Annotated in this window: 22 protein-coding genes; 12 read left to right on the forward strand and 10 right to left on the reverse strand. The window is 71.9% G+C overall.

The features are described 5' to 3' along the window. Positions 1-68 precede the first annotated feature (68 nt). From IE178_RS15635 to IE178_RS15660, 5 genes are all read left to right on the forward strand, one after another. Complete coding sequence (locus IE178_RS15635; RefSeq protein ID WP_193512713.1) at positions 69-773, forward strand: hypothetical protein; 705 nt, start codon at positions 69-71, stop codon at positions 771-773. 58 nt (positions 774-831) lie between these two features. Next, complete coding sequence (locus IE178_RS15640) at positions 832-1,254, forward strand: acyl-CoA thioesterase (protein ID WP_193512714.1); 423 nt, start codon at positions 832-834, stop codon at positions 1,252-1,254. Positions 1,255-1,778: 524 nt separating this feature from the next. Continuing rightward, positions 1,779-2,663 carry a lysozyme gene (locus tag IE178_RS15650; protein ID WP_193512715.1) on the forward strand — a complete coding sequence of 295 codons (885 nt, stop codon included), beginning with the start codon at positions 1,779-1,781 and terminating at the stop codon, positions 2,661-2,663. Positions 2,664-2,761: 98 nt separating this feature from the next. Beyond that, positions 2,762-3,421 (forward strand): peptidoglycan recognition protein family protein, encoded by a 660-nt coding sequence (locus tag IE178_RS15655; RefSeq protein WP_193512716.1) that lies wholly within the window; start codon positions 2,762-2,764, stop codon positions 3,419-3,421. An 85-nt stretch (positions 3,422-3,506) separates the two neighbouring features. Next, positions 3,507-4,112: a 3'-5' exonuclease gene (locus tag IE178_RS15660; RefSeq protein ID WP_184761371.1), complete on the forward strand. Its 606-nt coding sequence runs from the start codon at positions 3,507-3,509 to the stop codon at positions 4,110-4,112. Here the strand turns inward: IE178_RS15660 and IE178_RS15665 are convergent. The 7 genes from IE178_RS15665 to IE178_RS15695 form a co-directional block, all read right to left on the reverse strand. Further along, complete coding sequence (locus IE178_RS15665) at positions 4,078-5,466, reverse strand: nucleobase:cation symporter-2 family protein (RefSeq protein WP_193512717.1); 1,389 nt, start codon at positions 5,464-5,466, stop codon at positions 4,078-4,080. The two genes, IE178_RS15660 and IE178_RS15665, sit on opposite strands and share 35 nt — an antisense overlap. A 274-nt stretch (positions 5,467-5,740) precedes the next feature. After that, positions 5,741-7,120 carry an 8-oxoguanine deaminase gene (locus IE178_RS15670; protein ID WP_193512718.1) on the reverse strand — a complete coding sequence of 460 codons (1,380 nt, stop codon included), beginning with the start codon at positions 7,118-7,120 and terminating at the stop codon, positions 5,741-5,743. Positions 7,121-7,229: 109 nt separating this feature from the next. Continuing rightward, a complete protein-coding gene (pucL, locus tag IE178_RS15675) occupies positions 7,230-8,126 on the reverse strand; it encodes a factor-independent urate hydroxylase (RefSeq protein WP_193512719.1) in 897 nt (298 codons plus the stop codon). Positions 8,127-8,132: 6 nt separating this feature from the next. After that, the gene (gene uraH, locus IE178_RS15680; RefSeq protein ID WP_184761375.1) at positions 8,133-8,540 is read right to left on the reverse strand and encodes a hydroxyisourate hydrolase; all 408 of its coding nucleotides are present in this window, start codon (positions 8,538-8,540) and stop codon (positions 8,133-8,135) included. A gap of 6 nt (positions 8,541-8,546) precedes the next feature. Beyond that, complete coding sequence (gene uraD, locus IE178_RS15685; protein WP_193512720.1) at positions 8,547-9,056, reverse strand: 2-oxo-4-hydroxy-4-carboxy-5-ureidoimidazoline decarboxylase; 510 nt, start codon at positions 9,054-9,056, stop codon at positions 8,547-8,549. A 225-nt stretch (positions 9,057-9,281) separates the two neighbouring features. Then, positions 9,282-9,650, reverse strand: coding sequence for a helix-turn-helix domain-containing protein (locus IE178_RS15690; protein WP_184761377.1), 369 nt, complete (start codon positions 9,648-9,650; stop codon positions 9,282-9,284). Continuing rightward, complete coding sequence (locus IE178_RS15695) at positions 9,647-9,898, reverse strand: YkoF family thiamine-binding protein (protein ID WP_184761378.1); 252 nt, start codon at positions 9,896-9,898, stop codon at positions 9,647-9,649. The genes IE178_RS15690 and IE178_RS15695 overlap by 4 nt, the downstream gene beginning before the upstream one ends. A gap of 417 nt (positions 9,899-10,315) precedes the next feature. Between IE178_RS15695 and IE178_RS15700 the strand changes: the two genes are divergently transcribed. The 4 genes from IE178_RS15700 (at position 10,316) to IE178_RS15715 (ending at position 13,253) form a co-directional block, all read left to right on the forward strand. Further along, a complete protein-coding gene (locus IE178_RS15700; protein WP_193512721.1) occupies positions 10,316-11,155 on the forward strand; it encodes a TIM barrel protein in 840 nt (279 codons plus the stop codon). A gap of 31 nt (positions 11,156-11,186) precedes the next feature. Next, positions 11,187-12,080 (forward strand): 2-hydroxy-3-oxopropionate reductase, encoded by an 894-nt coding sequence (locus IE178_RS15705; RefSeq protein ID WP_193512853.1) that lies wholly within the window; start codon positions 11,187-11,189, stop codon positions 12,078-12,080. 73 nt (positions 12,081-12,153) lie between these two features. After that, a complete protein-coding gene (locus IE178_RS15710; RefSeq protein WP_184761380.1) occupies positions 12,154-12,390 on the forward strand; it encodes a hypothetical protein in 237 nt (78 codons plus the stop codon). A gap of 161 nt (positions 12,391-12,551) precedes the next feature. After that, complete coding sequence (locus IE178_RS15715) at positions 12,552-13,253, forward strand: TIGR04222 domain-containing membrane protein (protein WP_193512722.1); 702 nt, start codon at positions 12,552-12,554, stop codon at positions 13,251-13,253. A 62-nt stretch (positions 13,254-13,315) separates the two neighbouring features. On the opposite strand, the gene gcl is transcribed toward IE178_RS15715, so the two are convergent. Beyond that, positions 13,316-15,100, reverse strand: coding sequence for a glyoxylate carboligase (gcl, locus tag IE178_RS15720; protein ID WP_193512723.1), 1,785 nt, complete (start codon positions 15,098-15,100; stop codon positions 13,316-13,318). A gap of 209 nt (positions 15,101-15,309) precedes the next feature. On the opposite strand from gcl, the gene IE178_RS15725 reads away from it, so the two are divergent. From IE178_RS15725 to IE178_RS15735, 3 genes are read left to right on the forward strand one after another with little or no spacing between them, the layout of a single operon-like run. Further along, on the forward strand, positions 15,310-15,981 hold the full coding sequence (locus IE178_RS15725; protein ID WP_193512724.1) for a hypothetical protein: 672 nt from the start codon (positions 15,310-15,312) through the stop codon (positions 15,979-15,981). 43 nt (positions 15,982-16,024) lie between these two features. After that, positions 16,025-16,570 carry a GNAT family N-acetyltransferase gene (locus tag IE178_RS15730; protein WP_193512725.1) on the forward strand — a complete coding sequence of 182 codons (546 nt, stop codon included), beginning with the start codon at positions 16,025-16,027 and terminating at the stop codon, positions 16,568-16,570. After that, positions 16,567-17,031, forward strand: coding sequence for a GNAT family N-acetyltransferase (locus IE178_RS15735; RefSeq protein WP_193512726.1), 465 nt, complete (start codon positions 16,567-16,569; stop codon positions 17,029-17,031). Before IE178_RS15730 ends, IE178_RS15735 begins: the two co-directional genes overlap by 4 nt. 7 nt (positions 17,032-17,038) lie before the next feature. Here IE178_RS15735 and IE178_RS15740 read toward each other — a convergent pair whose 3' ends face one another. Beyond that, positions 17,039-18,652 (reverse strand): AMP-binding protein, encoded by a 1,614-nt coding sequence (locus tag IE178_RS15740; protein ID WP_184761386.1) that lies wholly within the window; start codon positions 18,650-18,652, stop codon positions 17,039-17,041. Then, entirely contained in the window at positions 18,649-20,322 is a 1,674-nt protein-coding gene (locus IE178_RS15745; RefSeq protein WP_193512727.1) for an AMP-binding protein, read from the reverse strand. The genes IE178_RS15740 and IE178_RS15745 overlap by 4 nt, the downstream gene beginning before the upstream one ends. Between the last annotated feature and the right edge of the window lie 111 nt (positions 20,323-20,433).

Consider the following 20,433-nt stretch of genomic DNA (forward strand, 5'->3'; position numbering starts at 1 on the left):
GGCTGCCCCGCTGTCGGTGCCCCGGCGTACTGTGCGCAGCAGGAGACGGCACGGGAGAGGAGCGTGGTGTGACCCGACCGCCGACCGCCGCGCAGCGGCGGGTCATCGAGGCGGCCGACCCCGTCACCGGGCGGCTGCGGGGGACGCGGGCGCAGCTCGCCGCGCTGGTGAAACGCGGGCTCGCCTTCCGGCATGCGCGGCCGCCGCACGATCACTTCCTGACGCCGGCAGGGCATCGGATACGGGAGGCGGAGGAGGGGCCGGGTACGGAGGCGGAGCCCGGCGCGGAGGCGGAGCCCGGCGCGGAGGCGGAGCCCGGCGCGGAGGCGGAGCCCGGCGCGGTGGCGGCGGAGCGGACTGCCGCGGCCGGTGTGTTCGCCGCGCGGGCCGGCGGCGAGGACCCCGCGCCGGAGTCCGGCCCCGCCCGGCTCCGGGAGGTGCGCGGTGCCTGGCAGGGCATGCTGGAGCTGCGCCGGATGACCAACCCCGACGGTGCCACGGACCGGCCCTGTGGCTGGGAGCGCTCGCATCTGGTGCGGGCCGCCGCGCTCGCCCTGGAGGCCGCCGGACACCGCCCGGCCGGCCCGGACGGCGAGGGCGGTTACCGCGTGCGGGAGACCCCGCAGCCGGAGGCGGTCGCCGTGCACGCACCGGACGCAGAGACGCTGCGGGCCTCGGCGGCCACACTGGAGCGGAGCGGCTGGCAGGTCGGTGCGTACACGGAACCCCGCACCCGGGCACGCTATCTGCTGGCCTCCCCCCGCCGGGTGTGAGGGACGTGCCACGATCGGTGCGCAGGGCACCGAACCGAGCAGGCGTGAAGGGAACGCAGTGAGCGAGCCGTTTTCCGTCCGTGTGACCGTGCGCGGATACGAGACCGACGTGCAGGGCCACCTCAACCAGGCCGTGTATCTCAACTACGCGGAGCACGCGCGCTGGTCGCTGCTCCAGGAGGCGGGGATCACCCAGTCCGGCCTCATCTCCCAGGGCGTGGGACCGGTCGCCCTGGAGACCACCATCCGCTACAGGCGCGAACTGCTCGCCGGCGACGAGGTCGACGTGAGCTGCGCCTTCACCTGGGGCGGCGGCAAGGTCTTCCGTATCGAGCAGACCATCACCAAGTCCGACGGCACGGTGGCGGCCGAGATCACGGCGGTCGGCGGCCTGCTGGACCTCGAGCAGCGCAAGCTCGTGCCGAACCCCCAGGAGGTCTTCCGGGACCTGGCGAAGGACCCGGGCCTGTTCGGGCTGTAGTACCCGCGCGTCGGCCGGCTCGCGGGAGTGCTCGGTGTCACAGGCCGCCCGCGACTCGGCGATGCGGACCCGATGACGTGCGGCCCAGTCCGTCAGCCGCGGCAGGGTCTCGTGCAACTCGCGGGCCGTCGCCGTGAGTTCCTACTCCGCCTTCGGCTCCACCGTCGCGTGGACGGTACGGCTGACCAGTCCCTCGCGCTCCAGGTTGCGCAGGGCGAGGTCGGCCTGCGGTCCCGAAGGCCCACTACCGCAGGTCACTTGCGTACCGGCCGGCCCGCCCGGAGCACAACCGGAGCCCGGCTCAGGTTTCACGCCGTGAAAGTTTCCGCCGCCCGGAGCCCAAGTCTCCAGGCCATCCGGTCCTGCAATGGACCAGACCACCAGAGAGAAACGAAGGCTCTTTACACGCGTAGAGTCTACGTGCGTAACTAATGACGCGCGCACGTCAAAAAGTACGGAACTGCCAGGTGGCAGCGGCCGACGTCACCTCCTTCGCTCATCCCCACATGTGTCAGGAGGCAGTCATGTTCCATCTCCCCACCCGCTTGGCCGGCACCCGCAGACGGGTGGCCACGGCGCTGGGCGTCCTGGGCGCCGCCCTCGCCCTGACGGCCACCACCGCGAGCGGCGCGACCGCCGCGCCCCAGCCCGACCGGGACCGCGTCGAGATCGAGCCGGGCGAGGCGTACATGGGTGCGGGCACCCGTCTCCACGAGGGCTCCCCCGCCGGGGAGCCGTCGATGGGCATCATGGCCCCGACCGACGGCGTCCAGGGCATCGACGTCTCGCACTGGCAGGGGTCCGTCAACTGGACCTCGGTGCGGGGCGCGGGCATCCAGTTCGCCTGGATGAAGGCGACCGAGGGCAGCACCTACAAGGACTCGAGCTTCAACACCAACTACCCCGCCGCGTACCGCGCGGGCGTGATCCGCGGCGCCTACCACTTCGCGCGCCCCAACGTCTCCGGCGGAGCCACCCAGGCGAACTACTTCGTCAACAACGGCGGCGGCTGGTCGCGCGACAACCTGACCCTCCCGGGTGTCCTGGACATCGAGCACAACCCGTACGGGGCGATGTGCTACGGCCTGTCGACCACTCAGATGCGCACCTGGATCACGGACTTCTACAACACCTACAAGTCACGCACCACCCGTGACGTGGTGATCTACACGACGGCGGGCTGGTGGAACACCTGCACCGGCAACTGGACCGGCATGTACGGCAAGAGCCCCCTGTGGGTGGCGCACTGGACGACCGCCGCGTCCCCGACGATCCCGAGCGGCTTCCCCACGTGGACGGTGTGGCAGTACACCAGCACCGGTTCGGTCAGCGGTGTCGCCGGCAACGTGGACCGCAACCAGTTCAACGGCTCCCGCGACCGGCTCCTGGCGCTCGCCAACAACACGTGACGGCCTAGGCAGTACGCGATCACGCGGGGGAGCCTGCGGCCGTCCGCCGCCGGCTCCCCCGCCTCCCCCCACTCCGCCTCCCTCCCCGAGGAGTGATCGTGCATCCCGAGAACGCCCTCAGGCGCCGCCTCCTGATCGCCGGCGCGGCCGGCCTGGCCGCCGCCACCGCCCTGCCGGGCACGGCGCACGCGCGGGACACCGCCGCCGTGGAGCCGGACATCGACTCCACCGCGGCCTGGGGCGCCCGGTCCCCCCGGGGGACCATCAGCGTCCTGCAGTACCGGCCGAGCAAGCTCGTCATCCATCACACGGTGAGCCCCCACACCTCCGACGTCTCCCGCGCCGGGGCGCACACGCACGCCCACTGGGTGCAGGACCTGCACATGGACAAGAACGGCTGGGTCGACACCGGCTACCACTTCCTGGTCAGCCGGGGCGGCTGGATCACCGAGGGGCGGCACGGCAGCCTCCAGGCGCTCACCGGCGGCAGGAACTTCGTCCTCGGCGCCCACACCTCCGGGCAGAACAACACGGCCATCGGGATCGCCTGCGAGGGCGCCTACCACGACGGCGCGGTACCGCCCACCGCCCAGTGGGACGTCCTGGTGACCCTCTGCGCGTACGTGTGCGCGCGCTACGGCGTCCCCTCCGCGCAGATCTACGGCCACAAGGACTACGGCGACACCCTCTGCCCGGGCATCTACCACGACCGCCTGCCCCGCCTGCGGGAGGAGGTCGCGGCGGCCCGCACGGCCTGACCGCCGCCGCCGGCCGGGCCGAGGGGCCGGCCGGCGGCGCATGTGGGATGCCGGAGCACGCCCCGGCCTGGGATCCTTTCGTCCCATGGCTCCACGACGTGTCAAACCCAGCCTGTACATCTCCGTCGACATCGAGGCCGACGGGCCCATCCCGGGGCCGTACTCCATGCTGAGCCTGGGCGCCTCGGTGGCCGGGGTGCAGGATGCCGACGGGTTCCGGGCGGCCGACCCTCAGGAGCGGACGTTCTACCGGGAACTGCGGCCGATCAGCGAGGAGTTCGTGCCCGAGGCGCTGGCGGTGAGCGGCCTGGACCGGGACCGGCTCGGCACCGAGGGCGCCGAACCGGACCTGGCCCTGCGCGAGTTCACCGACTGGGTGCGTGAGGCGGCCGGGACGGGTGCCCAGCCGGTGATGTGCGGTTACCCGGCGGCGTACGACTGGATGTTCCTGTACTGGTACCTGATCCGCTTCACCGGTTCCAGTCCCTTCGGGCACTCGGGCTGTCTGGACATGAAGACCCTGTACGCCACCAAGGCGGGGCTGCCGCTGCGGGCGGTCGCGAAGGGCACCATGCCGCGTGAGCTGCTGTCGCGGCGCCGGCACACCCACCATGCGCTGGACGACGCGATCGAGCAGGCCGAGCTGTTCGCCCACCTCATGGCGTGGCCGGGGCCTTCGCCCCGTCCGTGATCTCCTCGCCCGCCTCCATCGGGTGGGTGACGTCGGCTGCCTCCCGGCTGCCGTTGCCGAGGTGGTTGAAGACGAGGTTCAGCAGGACCGCCGCCACGCAGCCGGTGGAGATGCCGGAGTCCAGGACGATCCGGGCCGTCTGCGGGAAGGAGTGGTAGAACTCCGGCGCGGTGATGGGGATGATGCCGACGGCCAGCGAGACGGCGACGACCAGGACGTTGTTGTCCTTCTCCAGACCGGCTCCGACCAGGGTCCGGATGCCGCTGGCCGCGACCGAGCCGAAGAGCACCACTCCCGCCCCGCCGAGCACCGGGCGCGGTACGACGGCGATGAGCGACGCGGCCAGCGGGCACAGGCCCATCAGGACGAGGAAACCGCCGCCGGTGGCGACGACGTACCGGCTGCGGATCCTGGTCATCGCGACCAGACCGATGTTCTGCGCGAAGGCGCTGCACATGAAGCCGTTGAACAGCGGGCTGAGGGCGGAGCCGAGGGTGTCGGCGCGCAGGCCGGCCGCGATGGTCCTCTCGTCCGCCGGGCGGTCGACGATCTCGCCCAGCGCCAGCATGTCGGCGGTGGACTCGGTCATGGAGACCACCATCACCACGCACAGCGAGATGATCGCGGCGAGCTGGAACTGGGGTGCGCCGAAGTGGAACGGCGCCGGGAAGCCGACGAGGTCCGCCGCCGCGACCGGCGAGAAGTCGGTGACGCCGAACGGGATCGCGAGGAGCGTGCCGCCCACCAGGCCGAGCAGGACGGCGATCTGCTTGACGAAGCCGCGGGTGAAGCGGCGCAGCAGCAGGACCATCACGAGGGTGGCGCCGGCGAGGCCCAGGTTGGTCGCCGAGCCGAAGTCGTCCGCCGAGGGACTGGCGCCCTGGGCCCAGCCGAAGGCGACCGGCAGCAGCGAGACACCGATGAGGGTGATCACGGTGCCGGTGACGACCGGCGGGAAGAAGCGGATCGCCTTGCCGAAGAACGGCGCCGCGAGGAAGCCGAGGAGGCCGGCGACGATCACCGCGCCGAAGATGACCGGCAGGGCGTCGTTCCTGTCGCCGGTGGAGGCGACGATCGCGGTCATCGGGGCGACACCGGCGAAGGTGACGCCGTTGACGAAGGGCAGCCGGGCGCCGATCTTCCAGATGCCGAGGGTCTGCAGGAGGGTGGCGAGGCCCGCGGTGAACAGGCAGGCGCCGGTGAGGAAGGTGAGTTCGGTGCCGGTGAGGCCGATGGCCGCGCCGACGATCAGGGGTGGGGCGACGACCCCCGCGTACATGGCGGCCACATGCTGCAGGCCGGTCGTCGCCATCTTGAGCGCGGGGAGTTTCTCGTCAACGGGGTGGTCGGCCACTGCGGTTCTCCTCCGGTCGGGTGCACGGCGGCGCGACACGGCCGCCGTGGGTGTCAAGGAGGTGGTGCGGGTGGGCGTGTGGGTACCTCCCGCTCATGGGGGTCCCCGGCTCGAGCGCAGCCGGGGAAGAGAGTGGGAGAGGGGCCGGTGCGGACGGATGGACCGTTCCGGGGCGCGCGTCCACGCGCGCCCCGGAGACGGCCGCCGTGGAACCTCGCGGGGTCCACGGTCACCGGCCGGGAGCCGTCCCTCCCCGCCGGAGACTTCACGCTGCTCAGCCCTGCGCGGCGATCCGGGCCAGCCGCTGCGCCTCGGCGCGGGTCGAGCGGGCGATCGCGTCCTCGTCGGCCGTGAGCAGCCGGCCGTCCTCCACGATCTGCCGGCCGTTCACGAAGGACGCCGTGACCGGTGCGGCGGCGCCGAGGACCAGCGCGGTCACCGGGTCGGCGATGGAGGCGTGGGCGAGGGTGTCCATCCGCCACAGCACCAGGTCGGCGAGCTTGCCGGGCTCCAGGGAGCCGATCTCGCCCGCCCGGCCCAGTACCCGGGCTCCGCCGTGGGTGCCGAGCCGCAGTGCCTGCCGGGCGTTCAGGGCGGCCTCGCGGTGGGCGCCGAGGCGGTTGACCAGCAGCGCGTTGCGCAGCTCCGTGTGCAGCTCACCGGACTCGTTGGAGGCGGTGCCGTCGACGCCGAGGCCGACCGGGACGCCCGCCGCCAGCATGTCCGGGACCCGGGCGATGCCCGCCGCCAGCCGCGCGTTGGACGACGGGCAGTGGGCGACTCCCGTCCTCGTACGGGCGAAGGCGGCGATGTCGGAGTCGTTCATGTGGACGCAGTGCGCCATCCACACGTCCTCGCCGAGCCAGCCGGTGGACTCGAAGTAGTCGGTCGGGCCCATGCCGAACAGCTCGTGGCAGAACTTCTCCTCCTCCACGGTCTCCGAGCCGTGGGTGTGCAGCCGAACCCCCAGCCGCCGGGCCAGCCCGGCCCCTTCCCGGAGCAGCTCGGTGGAGACGGAGAAGGGGGAGCAGGGGGCGACGGCCACCTGGGTCATGGCGTCAAAGGAGGCGTCGTGGTGCTGCCGTACCGTCTCCTCGGTGGCGGCCAGCGCCTCGTCGAGGGACTCGACGGCGAAGTCCGGGGGCAGTCCGCCGTCCTTCTCGCCGCGGTCCATGGAGCCGCGGGCGAGGGTGAAGCGGACGCCCATGTCGCGGGCGGCACGGATGACGGCGCCGGACAGGTCACCGGAGCCGTGCGGGAAGACGTAGTGGTGGTCCATGGCGGTGGTGACGCCGCCGCGGGCCATCATCGCGAGCGAGCCCTGGGCCGCCGCGTGCACCATCGGCTCGTCGATGCGCGCCCAGGTCGGATAGAGGGCGACGAGCCAGTCGAACAGGTTGTGGTCGGTGGCCAGGCCCCGGGTGAGCCACTGGTAGAAGTGGTGGTGGGTGTTGACCAGGCCCGGAGTCACCAGGTGCCCGGTGGCGTCGATACGGCGTACGACGTTCTCGAGGCCCTCGGGGGCCGTGCCCGCGCCGAGCGATTCGATGCGGTTGCCCGCGAGGACGAGGTGACCGGAGGCGTACTCGGTGTCCTTCGCGTCGACGGTCGCGATCGCGCAGTTCTCGATGACGATGCGCCGGTCTGCTGCCATGGTTCGTCCTTTTCGCTCACGGGAGGGGGCACGGCAGGACCCTGGAGGTTCTGAGTGCCGTGGCCGGGCGGGACGTGTTCCCCGGCCACGGGTGCCGAAGGAGGTGCGGTCAGAGGTTGGTGAGGTCCACCGGGATCCGCGGCTCGCAGCCGTCCCGCAGGACGGTGGCCTCGATCAGGCCGTAGGGCCGGTCGGCGGCGAAGTAGACCTCATGGTCGTTCTCCAGCCCGAACGGTTCCAGGTCCACCAGGAAGTGGTGGCTGTTCGGGAGGGAGAAGCGGACCTCGTCGATCTCGTCGCGGTGGTCGATGATCCGCGTGCCCATCTGGTACAGCGTCTGCTGGAGCGAGAGGGAGTACGTCTCGGCGAAGGCCTGGAGCATGTGCTTCCTGGTCTGCTCGTAGGACGTCTCCCAGTCGGGCATCTCCTGCGCGTCGTCGGTCCAGTTGTACCGCCAGCGGCCGGAGACCGAGGTGGCGAGGATGCGGTCGTAGGCCTCCTTGAGCGTGGTGTACGTGTCCTTGACGTAGCCCCGGAACTCGGAGTCGGTCGAGTTCATCACCGTCAGGTCCTTCAGGCCGGAGACGACCTCCCACCGCTCACCGTCGTAGGTGATCTGCGTCAGGCGGGTCTCCTGCCCCTTGCGGACGAAGGAGTGCCTGGCCTCGCCGGAGGTCTCGATGCGCTCCCAGGCGTACTCCTCGATCCGGATGCGCGCCCGGTGGATGGGCTCCTGCGAGGTGACGAAGTGGCGGGCGAGGTGGATGCCGAACTGCTCGGCGGACTCGATGCCGTGCTCCTTGGCGAACGCGTACACCGTGTTCTTGGTGGTGTCGGTCGGCAGCACGTTGGCGTTGGAGCCGGAGTAGTGGACCTCGTCCATGTCGCCGGACAGGGCGACGGAGACGTTGAGGTCCTTGATGTGGTGGGTGGCGCCGTCCCTCGTGATCTTCACGACTCGGTTCTCGGCCTTGCCGTACTGGTTCTGTCCCAGGATCGTGGGCATGGTCTGCTAGCTCCCTCGGTAAACGGAGTAGCCGAACGGGTTGAGCAGCAGCGGTACGTGGTAGTGCTCGCCCGGCACGACGGCGAACGTGATCGCCACCTCCGGGAAGAACACTGCCGCGGCACCGCTGTCCCGATTCGCGGGGGCGTCCTGCTGCGCATCGGCTCGCTTCTTCGCGGCATGGTCGAAGTACGGCTCCACCGCGAAGTCGAGCCGTACGTGGGTGGTTGCCTCCGGCAGCGCCGGCAGGTCCTTGCACCTCCCGTCCGCGTCGGTCGCGGAGCCGCCGAGCGCCTGCCAGTCCGCCTCGCGCCCGCAGCGGGCGGAGAGCTGGACGGCGACGCCTTCGGCGGGGCGGCCGGAGCTGGTGTCCAGGATGTGCGTGGACACGGAGGCGGTGGTGTCGGTGCTCATGCTGTGTCAGTCCTCTGCGACGAGTCGGGCCAGCCGGATGCGGTTGATCTTCCCCAGTTCGGTGCGGACGATCTCGCGCTCCTGCTCCGGCGCGTTGCCGATGCGTTCCCTGACGGCGTCACGCATCTGCTCGCCGGTCCGGCCGGTGGCGCAGATGAGGAACACGTGGCCGAACTTCTCCTGGTAGGCCAGGTTCAGTTCGAGCATCTCGGCCTTGAGCGCGTCCGGGGCGCCGGCCATGCCGCTCTGTTCCCGGGCGGAGGCCGGGTCTCCCGGCCGGGGTCGGCCGATCGGCGGGTGCCCGGCCATCGCCTCGCCGAGATCGGCCGTGGTCAGGTCGGCCATGGCGGCGTCACCGGCGGCGTAGAGGTCCTCGGCGGTGGCGTAGGGGCGGGCGGCGAGCAGTCGCCGCGCCCATGTCGTGGAGGCGCATGCCTCCCGGAGTGCGGCGAACGCCGCGTGCTCCTCCAGGGCGTTGAACCGGGCCAGGCCCGGGGGCGTGGGAGTCGACGTCACGGGAGCCTCCGTGGCCGCGAGCGGCCTTCGTGCTGCGAACGGGCGTGCCGACAGTGAACGCCGTCACGGGCAGTGCGTCAACAGTTTGTTGAACATTCGGCGCGCCGAAGAGAAGCGTCCGCGACCCGGGGAGGACCGGGTGCCCGGCCGGGATCAGGTACCCGGGCATCAGGTACCCGGGGGTCAGGTGCCGAGGGTCAGGTGCCGAGGGTCAGGCCTCGGGGATCAGGAGCCCTTCTCCCGGTTGAGGTAGTTGTAGACGGTGAAGCGGCTGACTCCCAGCGCGCTCGCCACGGTCTCCACACCGTGCCGCACGGCGAAGGCGCCGCGCGCCTCCAGACTGCGGACGATCTCCTGCTTCGCCCTGCGGTCCAGGTTCGCCAGCGGCATGCCCTTCCCGCGCTCCAGGGCCGCGAGGATGTGATCGAGGGAGTCCGCGAGCTGCGGCAGGCGTACGGCGACGACGCCCGCGCCCTCCCAGGAGAGCACGACGTCGTCGGTGCCGGCCTCGTCCGGCGGGACCATCTCGCCGCCCATGGCGTCGACCAGCGGCTTCACCGCCGCGATGAAGGCCTCGTCACCGCCACCGGTCACCGGTCGCCCTCCTCGACCACGTTGACCTGGAGCGAGATACGGGTGGCGCCGGCCGTCAGCGTCCTGCGCAGCAGCGCGTCCACGGCGGTGAGCACCGCGTCGGCACCGCCCTCGGCGGTGTTGCCGAACGGACCGACGTCCACCGTGTCCAGCTCGGCCGCTTCGAGGACCTCACGGGCCACCACCGCGTGCGCGGGCGCCTCGTCGAGGTCGAAGGGCTCGGTCGTGAACTCCACTTTCAGTCGCACTGTGCCCCCATGGCATCCGCTCCGACCCGCGCGTTCCGCCAGGTCCGCGCCCCGGGCCCGGACCACCCGGCGGCTTGGGGAGACCCTAACGGACCAGCGCGCCGGCAGCGCCCCGTGAGAAATCCCCGGTCACGGGCGACGGACCCGGCCCGGTGCCGCGTGGAGCAGGCGGAGGACATCCGCGGGGAAGGGGATCGCGTCATGACGGGACACGGATGCGCCTCCGGCACCCTTCGGGCCTCCGGCACCGGTGTCGCCCGCGGCACCGCTCACGCCTCCGAGACCCCCACCGCCGCGCCCCCGCGCGGGGGCGCTTTTTCGTGGTCGCCCTTGACAGCCCCTTCCCTCCAGGGGCAATCTTCCAGTAAGCAGAAAAAGAATTCCACTGTACGGAATAACTGGGAGGGGCGTAGCCCGATGGGATTCGCCGACCAGCGCTTCAACGTCAATCTGTCGATCCTCTTCACGGAACTCCCGCTCCTTGAGCGCCCCGCGGCCGCCGCCGCGGCCGGCTTCACCGCGGTCGAGCTGTGGTGGCCCTGGGCCGACTCCCCCACCCCCGAGCAGTCCGAACTCGACGCCCTGCGGGGGGCGGTCCGCGACGCGGGCGTACGGCTCACCGGCCTGAACCTCTACGCCGGACAACTGCCCGGCCCCGACCGCGGCGCGCTGTCCGTCCCCGGTGAGGAGTCGGAGCGGTTCCGCGCCAACATCGACGTCGCCGCCGGTTTCGCCGAGTCCCTCGGCTGCACGGCCCTCAACGCGCTGTACGGCAACCGGGTCGACGGCGCGGACCCGGCCGAGCAGGACGCGCTCGCGCTGGAGAACCTCGCCCTCGCGGCCCGGGCCGCCGACCGGATCGGCGCCGTGCTGCTGGTCGAGGCGCTGAACCAGCCCGAGTCGCCCCGGTACCCGCTGGTGTCGGCGCCGGCCGCCGTGGGCGTCGTCGACAAGGTCAACGCGGCCACCGGGCTGGACAACGCCCGGTTCCTCATGGACCTGTACCACCTGGCGATGAACGGCGAGGACCTGCCGCGGGTCATCGAGCGGTACGCCGCCGTGACCGGCCACGTGCAGATCGCCGACACCCCCGGCCGCGGCGCCCCCGGCACCGGCTCGCTCCCGCTGGAGGGCCTGCTGGACCGGCTGCGCGAGGCCGGATACGAGGGCTGGGTCGGCCTGGAGTACAAGCCGGGCGACCGCCCGAGCGCGGAGGTCTTCGACTGGCTGCCCCGCGAGGCTCGCGCCGCCCGCTGAACACCGTCCCCGCATGAGAGGCATCCCCACCATGAGCGACAACCTCCCCAAGGTCTCCTGGATCGGCCTCGGCATCATGGGCTCCCCCATGTCCGAGAACCTGATCAAGGCGGGTTACGACGTCACCGGCCACACCCTGGAGCAGGAGAAGCTCGACCGGCTGACCGCCGCCGGCGGCACCGCCGCCTCCTCCCTCGCCGAGGCGGTGCGGGACGCGGACCTGATCATCACCATGGTTCCCGCGTCCCCGCAGGTCGAGGCCATCGCATACGGCCCCGACGGCATCCTGGAGAACGCGCGGCCCGGCGCCCTGCTGATCGACATGTCCTCGATCACCCCGCAGACCTCCGTCGACCTGGCCGCCGCCGCGCGGGAGAAGGGCATCCGGGTGCTCGACGCCCCGGTGTCGGGCGGCGAGGCCGGCGCGGTCGAGGCGGTGCTGTCCATCATGGTCGGCGGCGAGCGGGCCGACTTCGACGAGGCCAAGCCGGTCTTCGAGGCGCTGGGGAAGACGATCGTGCTGTGCGGTCCGCACGGCTCCGGTCAGACCGTGAAGGCCGCCAACCAGCTGATCGTCGCCGTGAACATCCAGGCGTGCGCCGAGGCCGTGGTCTTCCTGGAGAAGTCCGGCGTGGACCTGACGGCCGCCCTGGACGTCCTGAACGGCGGCCTGGCCGGCTCGACCGTGCTGACCCGCAAGAAGGACAACTTCCTGAACCGGGACTTCCAGCCGGGCTTCCGTATCGACCTGCACCACAAGGACATGGGCATCGTCACGGACGCCGCCCGCACCGTCGGCGCGGCGCTGCCCGTCGGTGCCGTGGTCGCCCAGCTGGTCGCGAGCCTGCGCGCCCAGGGCGACGGCGGCCTGGACCACTCCGCCCTGCTGCGCGCGGTCGAGCGTCTGTCCGGCACCCGGGTCTGAACACCCCGCCCCACCCCGAGATCTTCTCGGCATCCGGGGTGCGGATCCGCCCCGCGCGCAGCAGCCTGGGGGCATGGCACATCCAACGGAGCATCCGCAGATCGTGGTGCACTCCCCCGCACTGGACGGCTCCCGGCGGGTCACCTCCGGCGACGAGACGCTGGGCATCGCCACGCATGTCGACGACGTGGGCGAGATCCTGCGGCTGGCCGACCTGTACGTCACCGACGTGGAGGGGACCGACCTCATCGAGTGGCAGGGCGGCGGCCCCGACGACTGGCCGGGGCTGTCGGAACACCACGAGACGTGAGCGTCTCTACGGCATCGGCCGTATCCCGGCTACGACACCCTCAAATGAAGCTCTGAAGGCGGCCCGGGAGGCTTCGACCACCCCCGGTGGCGGGCACACTCCTCGCACACGGGGCCCGCCGGCACGGGGGCGGCGGGCCCCGGCTCTGGGGGTGGCATGCCATGAACGGCAGCACAGGCGTCCGGGGGACGCCCCATGAGATCGCCCTGCTGGGCGGTGGTCCACGTGCCGCGGTCACGGTCGCCGTCGTCGCGCTGCATCTGCGGGGCGCGGTCGAGGCGGGCGCGCCGGGCACGATCCGGGCGGTCGACGGGGACGCGGCGCGGGACCTGCCCGCGCTCCCGCCGCCGGGGGTCCCGCTGGACGCGCCGGTGGTGGAGGCGCCGGGGTGGGCGGGGCCCGTCGACAGCGAGCGCAGGGCGCGGTACCTGGAGAGCGCGGTGCACTCCTGCCTCGTCGAGCCGTCCGAGATGCGGGAGTTGGTCCGGCACCCGGACGTCCGCTGGGCGGTTGCCGAGGTGCGGGTCGGGCTCGCGGAGGCGGGGATGCTGCGGTATCCGCTGCTGCTCGGGCCGACCACGGCCGCCCGTCGCCGGCTGAAGGTCCTGCGCAAGGCGTTTCCGCTGCCCGCCGGCCGGCGCGACCTGCCGGACCGCGACAAGCTGCTCGCCGTCGCCCTGCACGGCGAGCCCGCCCTGCGCGTCGTCGTACCGCGCTTCGCCCTCCGGGCGGGGCTGACCGACCGGGTGACGATCAGGGACAAGGGCATGCTCCGCCATTCGCCCGGCGGCGGCACCTACGGCAGCGGCGGAGGCTACTTCTCCTGCGGAAGCGGTGGAGGAGGCGGCGGCGGTTCGGACTGAGCACGACGCGGGGAGGGGTGGGCCCGCCCCTCCCCTCGCCCGTATACGGGTACACGGGTGCGTCAGACCTTCAGCGCCCTGATCGACGTCGGGGCGTGTCCCGGCTCCGTGGCGAGCTCCTCGCACTCGACGACGTCGCCGATGTCGTTGGTCGTCGACATGGAGATGTTGGTGACGCGCTCCAGGATCACCTCCACGACCGCCGGCACCCGGAACTCGGCGGCGAGCTTCTTGGCCCGCTCCAGGGCCGCGCCCAGTTCGTTCGGGTCGGTCACCCGGATCGCCTTGCAGCCCAGGCCCTCGGCGACCTTCACATGGTCGACGCCGTACACGCCGAGTTCGGGAGCGTTGATGTTCTCGAACTCCAGCTTGACCTCGAAGTCGATGTCGAACGCGCGCTGCGCCTGCCGGATCAGGCCCAAGTAGGCGTTGTTGACCAGGACATGGACGTACGGGATCCTGTGCTGCGCGCCGACCGCCAGCTCCTCGATCATGAACTGGAAGTCGTAGTCGCCGGACAGGGCGACGACCTGCGCCCCGGGGTCGGCCTTCGCCACACCGAGCGCCGCGGGGACGGTCCAGCCGAGCGGGCCCGCCTGGCCGCAGTTGATCCAGTGGCGCGGCCGGTAGACGTGCAGCAGCTGCGCGCCGGCGATCTGCGACAGGCCGATGGTGGAGACGTAACGGGTCTCGGGGCCGAAGGCCTTGTTCATCTCCTCGTAGACCCGCTGCGGCTTGATCGGGACGTCGTCGAAGTGCGTACGGCGCTGGAGCGTGGCCCGCTTCTCCTGCGCGGCGGCCGCCCACGCGGAGCGGTCGGGCAGCCCGCCCCCGGCCTTCAGCTCCTTCGCGGCCTCGACGAACAGCTCCAGCGCGGCGCGCGCGTCCGAGGCGATGCCGTAGTCGGGGGCGAAGATCCTGCCGATCTGGGTCGGTTCGATGTCGACGTGGACGAACGTCCGGCCGGCCGTGTAGACATCGAGCCGGCCGGTGTGACGGTTGGCCCAGCGGTTGCCGATGCCGAGGACGAAGTCGGACTCCAGGAAGGTCGCGTTGCCGTAGCGGTGCGAGGTCTGCAGGCCCACCATGCCGGCGTTGAGCTCGTGGTCGTCCGGGATGACGCCCCAGCTCATCAGCGTCGGCACCACCGGCGTACCGGTCAACTCGGCGAATCGAACGAGCAGTTCGGCCGCATCGGCGTTGATGACGCCGCCGCCCGCGACGATCAGCGGGCGCTCGGCGGCGTTCAGCATGCCGAGCGCCTTCTCGATCTGGGCGCGGGACGCGGCGGGCCGGTAGACCGGGAGCGGCTCGTAGGTGTCCGGGTCGAACTCGATCTCCGTCATCTGGACGTCGACCGGCAGGTCGACCAGGACCGGGCCGGGACGGCCGGAGCGCATGAGGTGGAAGGCCTTCTGGAAGACGCCGGGGACCTGGGCCGCCTCCAGGACGGTCACCGCCATCTTCGTGACCGGCCCCGCGATGGAGGCGATGTCGACGGCCTGGAAGTCCTCCTTGCGCATCACGGCGGTCGGTGCCTGGCCGGTGACGCACAGGATCGGGATGGAGTCGCCGGTCGCGGAGTACAGGCCGGTGATCATGTCGGTGCCGGCCGGTCCGGAGGTACCGACGCAGACGCCGATGTTGCCGGGGCGGGTGCGGGTGTAGCCCTCGGCCATGTGCGAGGCGCCCTCGACATGGCGGGCGAGGGTGTGGGTGATGCCGCCGGACGCCTTGAGGGCCGCGTAGAAGGGGTTGATCGCCGCGCCGGGGACACCGAACGCGTCGGTGACGCCCTCCCGCTTGAGGATCTCAACTGCCGCGCGGGCAGCGGTCATTCGAGCCATCGAGTACTCCTGCTTCGGCTGTCGGATTCACACGCCCGTCGCGCCCCGCGGTGAGCTTTTCCGTATGATGGAAAACAAGTTCTACGATCTGGAATGAATGTAGGTCGGATCGTCGGAGCCCGTCAAGAGAGGGGCAAGTGCCGGACACGCGACGGGCCCGTGGAGGACGATGGGGGCACCCTTGAGAACCCGTCCTCCGGGAGTGGGCCATGCCCGAGAGCGTGCCGGTGCGCTGTCCGGACTGTCGTCGCGCGCACCACTACACGGCACCGTCGTACCCCTGCGCGTGCGGCGTGCCCGTCACCCCCCGACTGGACCTGGACGGCGTGCCCGGCCCCGTCGACCGGCGTTCCTGGCAGGAGGAATGGATCGCCCTGCGGTGCGGGAGCTGCGGGCTCCACGGCGAGTGGCCGCGGCCGGAACTGGGCTGCCCGTGCGGGACGGTGCTGCGGATCCCGGTGACCGGCCCGCAGGCGTCCGTCCCGGCCGTCCGCACCGAGCGCCCCGCCGTCCGCTCCGTACCGATCCGCACCGCGCGGGACGCGGTCACGGCCGCCGTCCTGTATCTGCGCCGCCTCGGCCACGAGGACATCCGCCGCGCGGACCGGCGTCCCCCGTCCGGCATCGCTCTGGCCGCCCTCGGCGTGCTGGCCCACGTCGACCCGTCGGCGCGTCCGGCGACCTCGCGGGACGTGGAGTGCCTGTGGCTGACGGCGATGACGGAGTCCGCGGGGTGCCTGTACTTCTCCCTCGCCGGTTACGCCGAGGAGGCCCGGGACCGCGCCGACGCCCTGGGCGTCCCGCTGTTCCTCCTCGACCTCAACGGCAGTGCGCAGCCGGTCAACGGCCCCGCAGAGGCGCTGGACACCGGCGGGGCCTGAAAACCCGGCGACGCGCCCGCCGCCGGCGCCCGATACTCGGCGGATGCGCATCCGTCCCGCCACCCCCGGCGAACTGCCCGCCCTCCAGGACATCGAACGGGCCGCGGGCACCCCGTTCCGCGACCTCGGCATGGCGGACATCGCCGACGACGAACCGCCCGCCCTCGACACCCTGGAGCGCTACCGGCGGGCGGGCCACTGCTGGGTCGCGGCCGATGAGCGGGACGACCGGCCCCTCGCGTATCTGATCGCCGCCCCGGTGGACGGCGCGCTCCACGTGGAGCAGGTCTCCGTCCATCCGGGAGCCGCCCGCCGGGGCGTGGGCCGGGACCTGCTCGCCCACGCAGCCGCCCGGGCCCGCGAGCAGGGCCTGACCGCGCTGACGCTGACCACGTTCGCCGACGTCCCGTGGAACGCCCCGTACTACGCGCGCCTCGGCTTCCGCACGCTGACCGAGCCCGAACTCACCCCCCGACTGCGCCGGATCCGTGCCGAGGAGGCCGGGCACGGGCTCGACCGGTGGCCGCGCGTGTGCATGCGCGCCGACGTTCCACGCACCGGCGGGACGAGTGCCGGACTGACCGGATGACGATCGGACTGGCACGTGAGCAGGACTTCCCCGGCTTCCTCGGTCTGGCCGCCCAGGTCGAGCAGTGGTTCGGCCCGATGGTGGAGGAGGCCGGCTTCCACGACGCGGTGCGCAAGCACATCGCCGGCTCCCTGGCACTGGTCGCGCCGTCCCCGGGGCCCGGTCTCCTCGGGGGGCTGCTGTTCGGGGGCGAGGCGCCGACGTACCACGTGCACTGGCTCGTCGTCTCGCACCGGGCACGGGGCACGGGCGTCGGGCGTGCGCTGATGGCGGAGGCGACGCGCCGGTGGGTGCGCGGTCCGGGCGACATCGAGGTGGTCACCTTCGGGGCCGACCACCCCGGTGCCGTCGTCAGCGGCGCCCGCGTCTTCTACGAGCGTCTCGGCTTCTCCCCCGCCGAGGCCGCCGCTCCTGGTCCGGAGGGCGGCTCACGGCAGGTCTTCCGGCGGGAGGTCGCCTGACGGCGCGCTAACCCGCCGCGTACCGCTCCCGCAGTTCCACCTTGCGCACCTTGCCGGACACCGTCATCGGGAAGGCGTCGAGGAGTCGCAGCCGGCTCGGGATCTTGTAGTGGGCCAGCCGGTCCGCGCAGAAGGCGCGCAGTTCGTCCAGGGTGAGCGGGTCGGCCGGATCGCGCGGGATGACACAGGCGAGCACCTCCTCGCCGTACCGTTCGTGCGCCACCCCGACGACCTGGACGTCCGCGATCTTCGGATGGGTGTAAAGGAACTCCTCGATCTCGCGCGGGTAGATGTTCTCCCCGCCCCTGATGATCATGTCCTTGATGCGGCCGACGATCTCCACGTATCCGTCGTCGCGCATCACCGCGAGGTCCCCGGTGTGCATCCAGCGGCCCGCGTCGACGGCCTCTGCGGTCCTCTCGGGCTCGTTCCAGTAGCCGAGCATCACGCTGTAGCCCCGGGTGCACAGCTCGCCCGCCGTGCCGCGCGGCTGTGTCACCCCGGTGGCCGGGTCGACGACCTTGACCTCGATGTGCGGCAGCACCCGGCCGACGGTGCCGGTGCGGTGCTCCAGGTCGTCGTCCATACGGGTCTGCAGGGAGACCGGGGAGGTCTCGGTCATGCCGTAGCAGATGGAGACCTGCTCCATGTGCATCTCGGCGACCACCCGCTTCATCACCTCCACCGGGCACGGCGAGCCCGCCATGATGCCGGTGCGCAGCGAGGTGAGGTCGTACGTCGCGAAGCCGGGCAGGTCGAGCTCGGCGATGAACATGGTGGGCACGCCGTAGAGCGAGGTGCACCGCTCCTGCTGGACGGCGTCCAGGGTGGCCCCCGGCTCGAAGGAGGGGGCGGGGATGACGATGCAGGCGCCGTGGGAGGTGGCGCCCAGGTTTCCCATGACCATGCCGAAGCAGTGATAGAAGGGCACCGGCAGGCAGACCCGGTCCTGCTCCGTGTAGCCGACGGTACGGCCCACCCAGTAGCCGTTGTTGAGGATGTTGTGGTGGGAGAGCGTGGCCCCCTTGGGGAAGCCGGTGGTGCCCGAGGTGTACTGGATGTTGACCGGGTCGTCGCAGCTCAACCCCGCGGCGATCCCGTCGAGTCGCTCCGGCGGCACGTCGGCCGCGCCCTCGATCAGCGCGTCCCAGGACGGGTCGCCGATGTAGACGGTCTCCCGCAGGCCGGGGCACGATCCGCGCACCTGGTCCACCAGCGCCCGGTAGTCGCTGCCCTTGTGGGCGAGCGAGGCGACCAGCAGGCGGACACCGGACTGCTCGAGCACGTACTCCAGCTCGTGCGCGCGGTACGCCGGATTGATGTTCACCATGATGACGCCGATGCGGGCGGTGGCGTACTGCACGAGCACCCACTCCGGGCAGTTGACCGCCCAGATCCCGACCCGGTCGCCGGTCGTGATGCCCTTCGCCAGCAGTCCGCGCGCCACCTCGTCGACGGCGGCGCCGAACTCGGCGTAGGTCCAGCGCCGTCCGGACGGTACGTCGACCAGGGCCTCGCGGTCGGGCCACGAAGCGATCGCCCGGCCGAGGTTGGCGCCGATGGTGTCACCGAGCAGGGGGGTCGTGCTGGTGCCGTGGCTGTAGGACTGGAGTGCGGTCACCGGAAGTCCTCCTCGCGGTACTCGTTCGTGGAGCCGGCCGCCGTGGCCTCGCGCAGTTCGATGCGGCGGATCTTGCCGGAGACGGTCTTGGGCAGCTCGCCGAACTCGAGGCGGCGGATCCGCTTGTAGGGGGCGAGCGCCTCACGGGAGTGCTCGAAGAGCACCTTCGCGGTGTCCGGGCCAGGCTCCCAGCCCTCCGCGAGCACGATGTACGCCTTGGGCACGGCCAGCCGCAGCTCGTCCGGCGCGGGCACCACGGCCGCCTCGGCGACCGCCTCGTGCTCCAGCAGGGCGCTCTCCAGCTCGAACGGACTGATCTTGTAGTCGGAGGCCTTGAAGACATCGTCCGCGCGGCCGACGTACGTGATGTATCCGTCTTCGTCGCGGGAGCCGATGTCGCCGGTGCGGTAGTAGCCGCCGGCCATCGCCTCGGCCGTACGGTCCGGGTCGCCGTGGTAGCCGGTCATCAGGCCCACCGGGCGGGCGGAGAGGTCGAGCGCGATCTCGCCCTCGGCGGCGCCCGGCGCGCCGGAGACCGGGTCGAGCAGCGCCACGCGGTAGCCGGGGCTGGGACGTCCCATGGAGCCGGTCTTGAGGACCTGCCCGGGGCTGTTGGAGACCTGCACGGCGGTCTCGGTCTGGCCGAAGCCGTCCCGGACGGTCACACCCCAGGCCTGCCGGACCTGCTCGATGACCTCGGGGTTGAGCGGCTCACCGGCGGCCACGACCTCGCGGGGCGGGGTGCGCAACTGGGTGAGGTCGGCCTGGATGAGCATGCGCCACACGGTCGGCGGGGCGCAGAAGGTGGTGACGCCGGCCCTGTCCATCTCCGTCATCAGCCGGGGCGCGTCGAAGCGCGTGTAGTTGTGCAGGAAGACGGTCGCCTCGGCGTTCCACGGGGCGAAGAGATTGGACCAGGCGTGCTTGGCCCAGCCGGGCGAGGAGATGTTGAGGTGCACGTCGCCGGGTCGCAGGCCGATCCAGTACATGGTCGCCAGATGCCCGATCGGGTACGAGGTGTGGGTGTGCTCGACCAGCTTGGGCCGGGCGGTGGTGCCCGAGGTGAAGTACAGCATCAGGGGGTCGTCGGCGAGGGTGGGCCCGTCGGGCGCGAAGTGCTCGGCGGCACCGTAGGCGTCCGCGTAGGGCAGCCAGCCGTCGGCGGCCCCGGCCCCCACCGCGACACGGGTGTAGTCGCCGGGCACCTCGTCGAACTTCGCGGTGTCGGCGGCGCGCGCGATCACATGACGGACGCGGCCTCGGTCGACGCGGTCCCGCAGATCGGCGGGGCCGAGCAGCGGGGTGGCCGGGATGACCACGGCGCGCAGCTTCATCGCGGCCAGGGCGGTCTCCCACAGTTCGGCCTGGTTGCCGAGCATGACCAGCACGCGGTCCTCGGCGGCCACGCCCCGCGCGCGCAGCCAGTTGGCGACCCGGTCGGAGCGGCGGGCCAGCTCGGCGAAGGACAGCCGGGTCTCGTCGCCGTCCTCCTCGACCAGGTGCAGCGCGGTGCGGTCGTTGCCGTCCGCGATCACGTCGAACCAGTCGAGCGCCCAGTTGAACCGCCCCAGCCGGGGCCAGGTGAAGTCCCGGTAGGCGGTGGCGTAGTCCTCGCGGTGTTCCAGCAGGAAGTCCCGGGCCCTGCGGAACTCTTCGGTCGCCGTCGTCATCTGTCCTCCTCGGTGCCGGACCATTGCCGGGCGGCTCATCCTCATCGTGTAATCCGTGATGCGCGTCTCACTACCCCCGAACGGGGGTGTGCGCCCGCGCGGAGGTCGCAT

The sequence above is a fragment of the Streptomyces griseoloalbus genome (genome assembly GCA_014650015.1).
GTDB lineage: Bacteria > Actinomycetota > Actinomycetes > Streptomycetales > Streptomycetaceae > Streptomyces > Streptomyces griseoloalbus.

Coding starts and splice junctions, on each gene's coding strand:
- uraH (WP_184761375.1), bottom strand. CDS start 8,540: ATGAGCACCGACACCACCGCCTCCGTGTCCACGCACATCCTGGACACC.
- IE178_RS15660 (WP_184761371.1), top strand. CDS start 3,507: ATGGCTCCACGACGTGTCAAACCCAGCCTGTACATCTCCGTCGACATC.
- IE178_RS15670 (WP_193512718.1), bottom strand. CDS start 7,120: ATGGCAGCAGACCGGCGCATCGTCATCGAGAACTGCGCGATCGCGACC.
- IE178_RS15710 (WP_184761380.1), top strand. CDS start 12,154: ATGGCACATCCAACGGAGCATCCGCAGATCGTGGTGCACTCCCCCGCA.
- IE178_RS15730 (WP_193512725.1), top strand. CDS start 16,025: ATGCGCATCCGTCCCGCCACCCCCGGCGAACTGCCCGCCCTCCAGGAC.
- IE178_RS15735 (WP_193512726.1), top strand. CDS start 16,567: ATGACGATCGGACTGGCACGTGAGCAGGACTTCCCCGGCTTCCTCGGT.
- IE178_RS15650 (WP_193512715.1), top strand. CDS start 1,779: ATGTTCCATCTCCCCACCCGCTTGGCCGGCACCCGCAGACGGGTGGCC.
- IE178_RS15725 (WP_193512724.1), top strand. CDS start 15,310: ATGCCCGAGAGCGTGCCGGTGCGCTGTCCGGACTGTCGTCGCGCGCAC.
- IE178_RS15705 (WP_193512853.1), top strand. CDS start 11,187: ATGAGCGACAACCTCCCCAAGGTCTCCTGGATCGGCCTCGGCATCATG.
- IE178_RS15745 (WP_193512727.1), bottom strand. CDS start 20,322: ATGACGACGGCGACCGAAGAGTTCCGCAGGGCCCGGGACTTCCTGCTG.
- IE178_RS15700 (WP_193512721.1), top strand. CDS start 10,316: ATGGGATTCGCCGACCAGCGCTTCAACGTCAATCTGTCGATCCTCTTC.
- pucL (WP_193512719.1), bottom strand. CDS start 8,126: ATGCCCACGATCCTGGGACAGAACCAGTACGGCAAGGCCGAGAACCGA.
- IE178_RS15715 (WP_193512722.1), top strand. CDS start 12,552: ATGAACGGCAGCACAGGCGTCCGGGGGACGCCCCATGAGATCGCCCTG.
- gcl (WP_193512723.1), bottom strand. CDS start 15,100: ATGGCTCGAATGACCGCTGCCCGCGCGGCAGTTGAGATCCTCAAGCGG.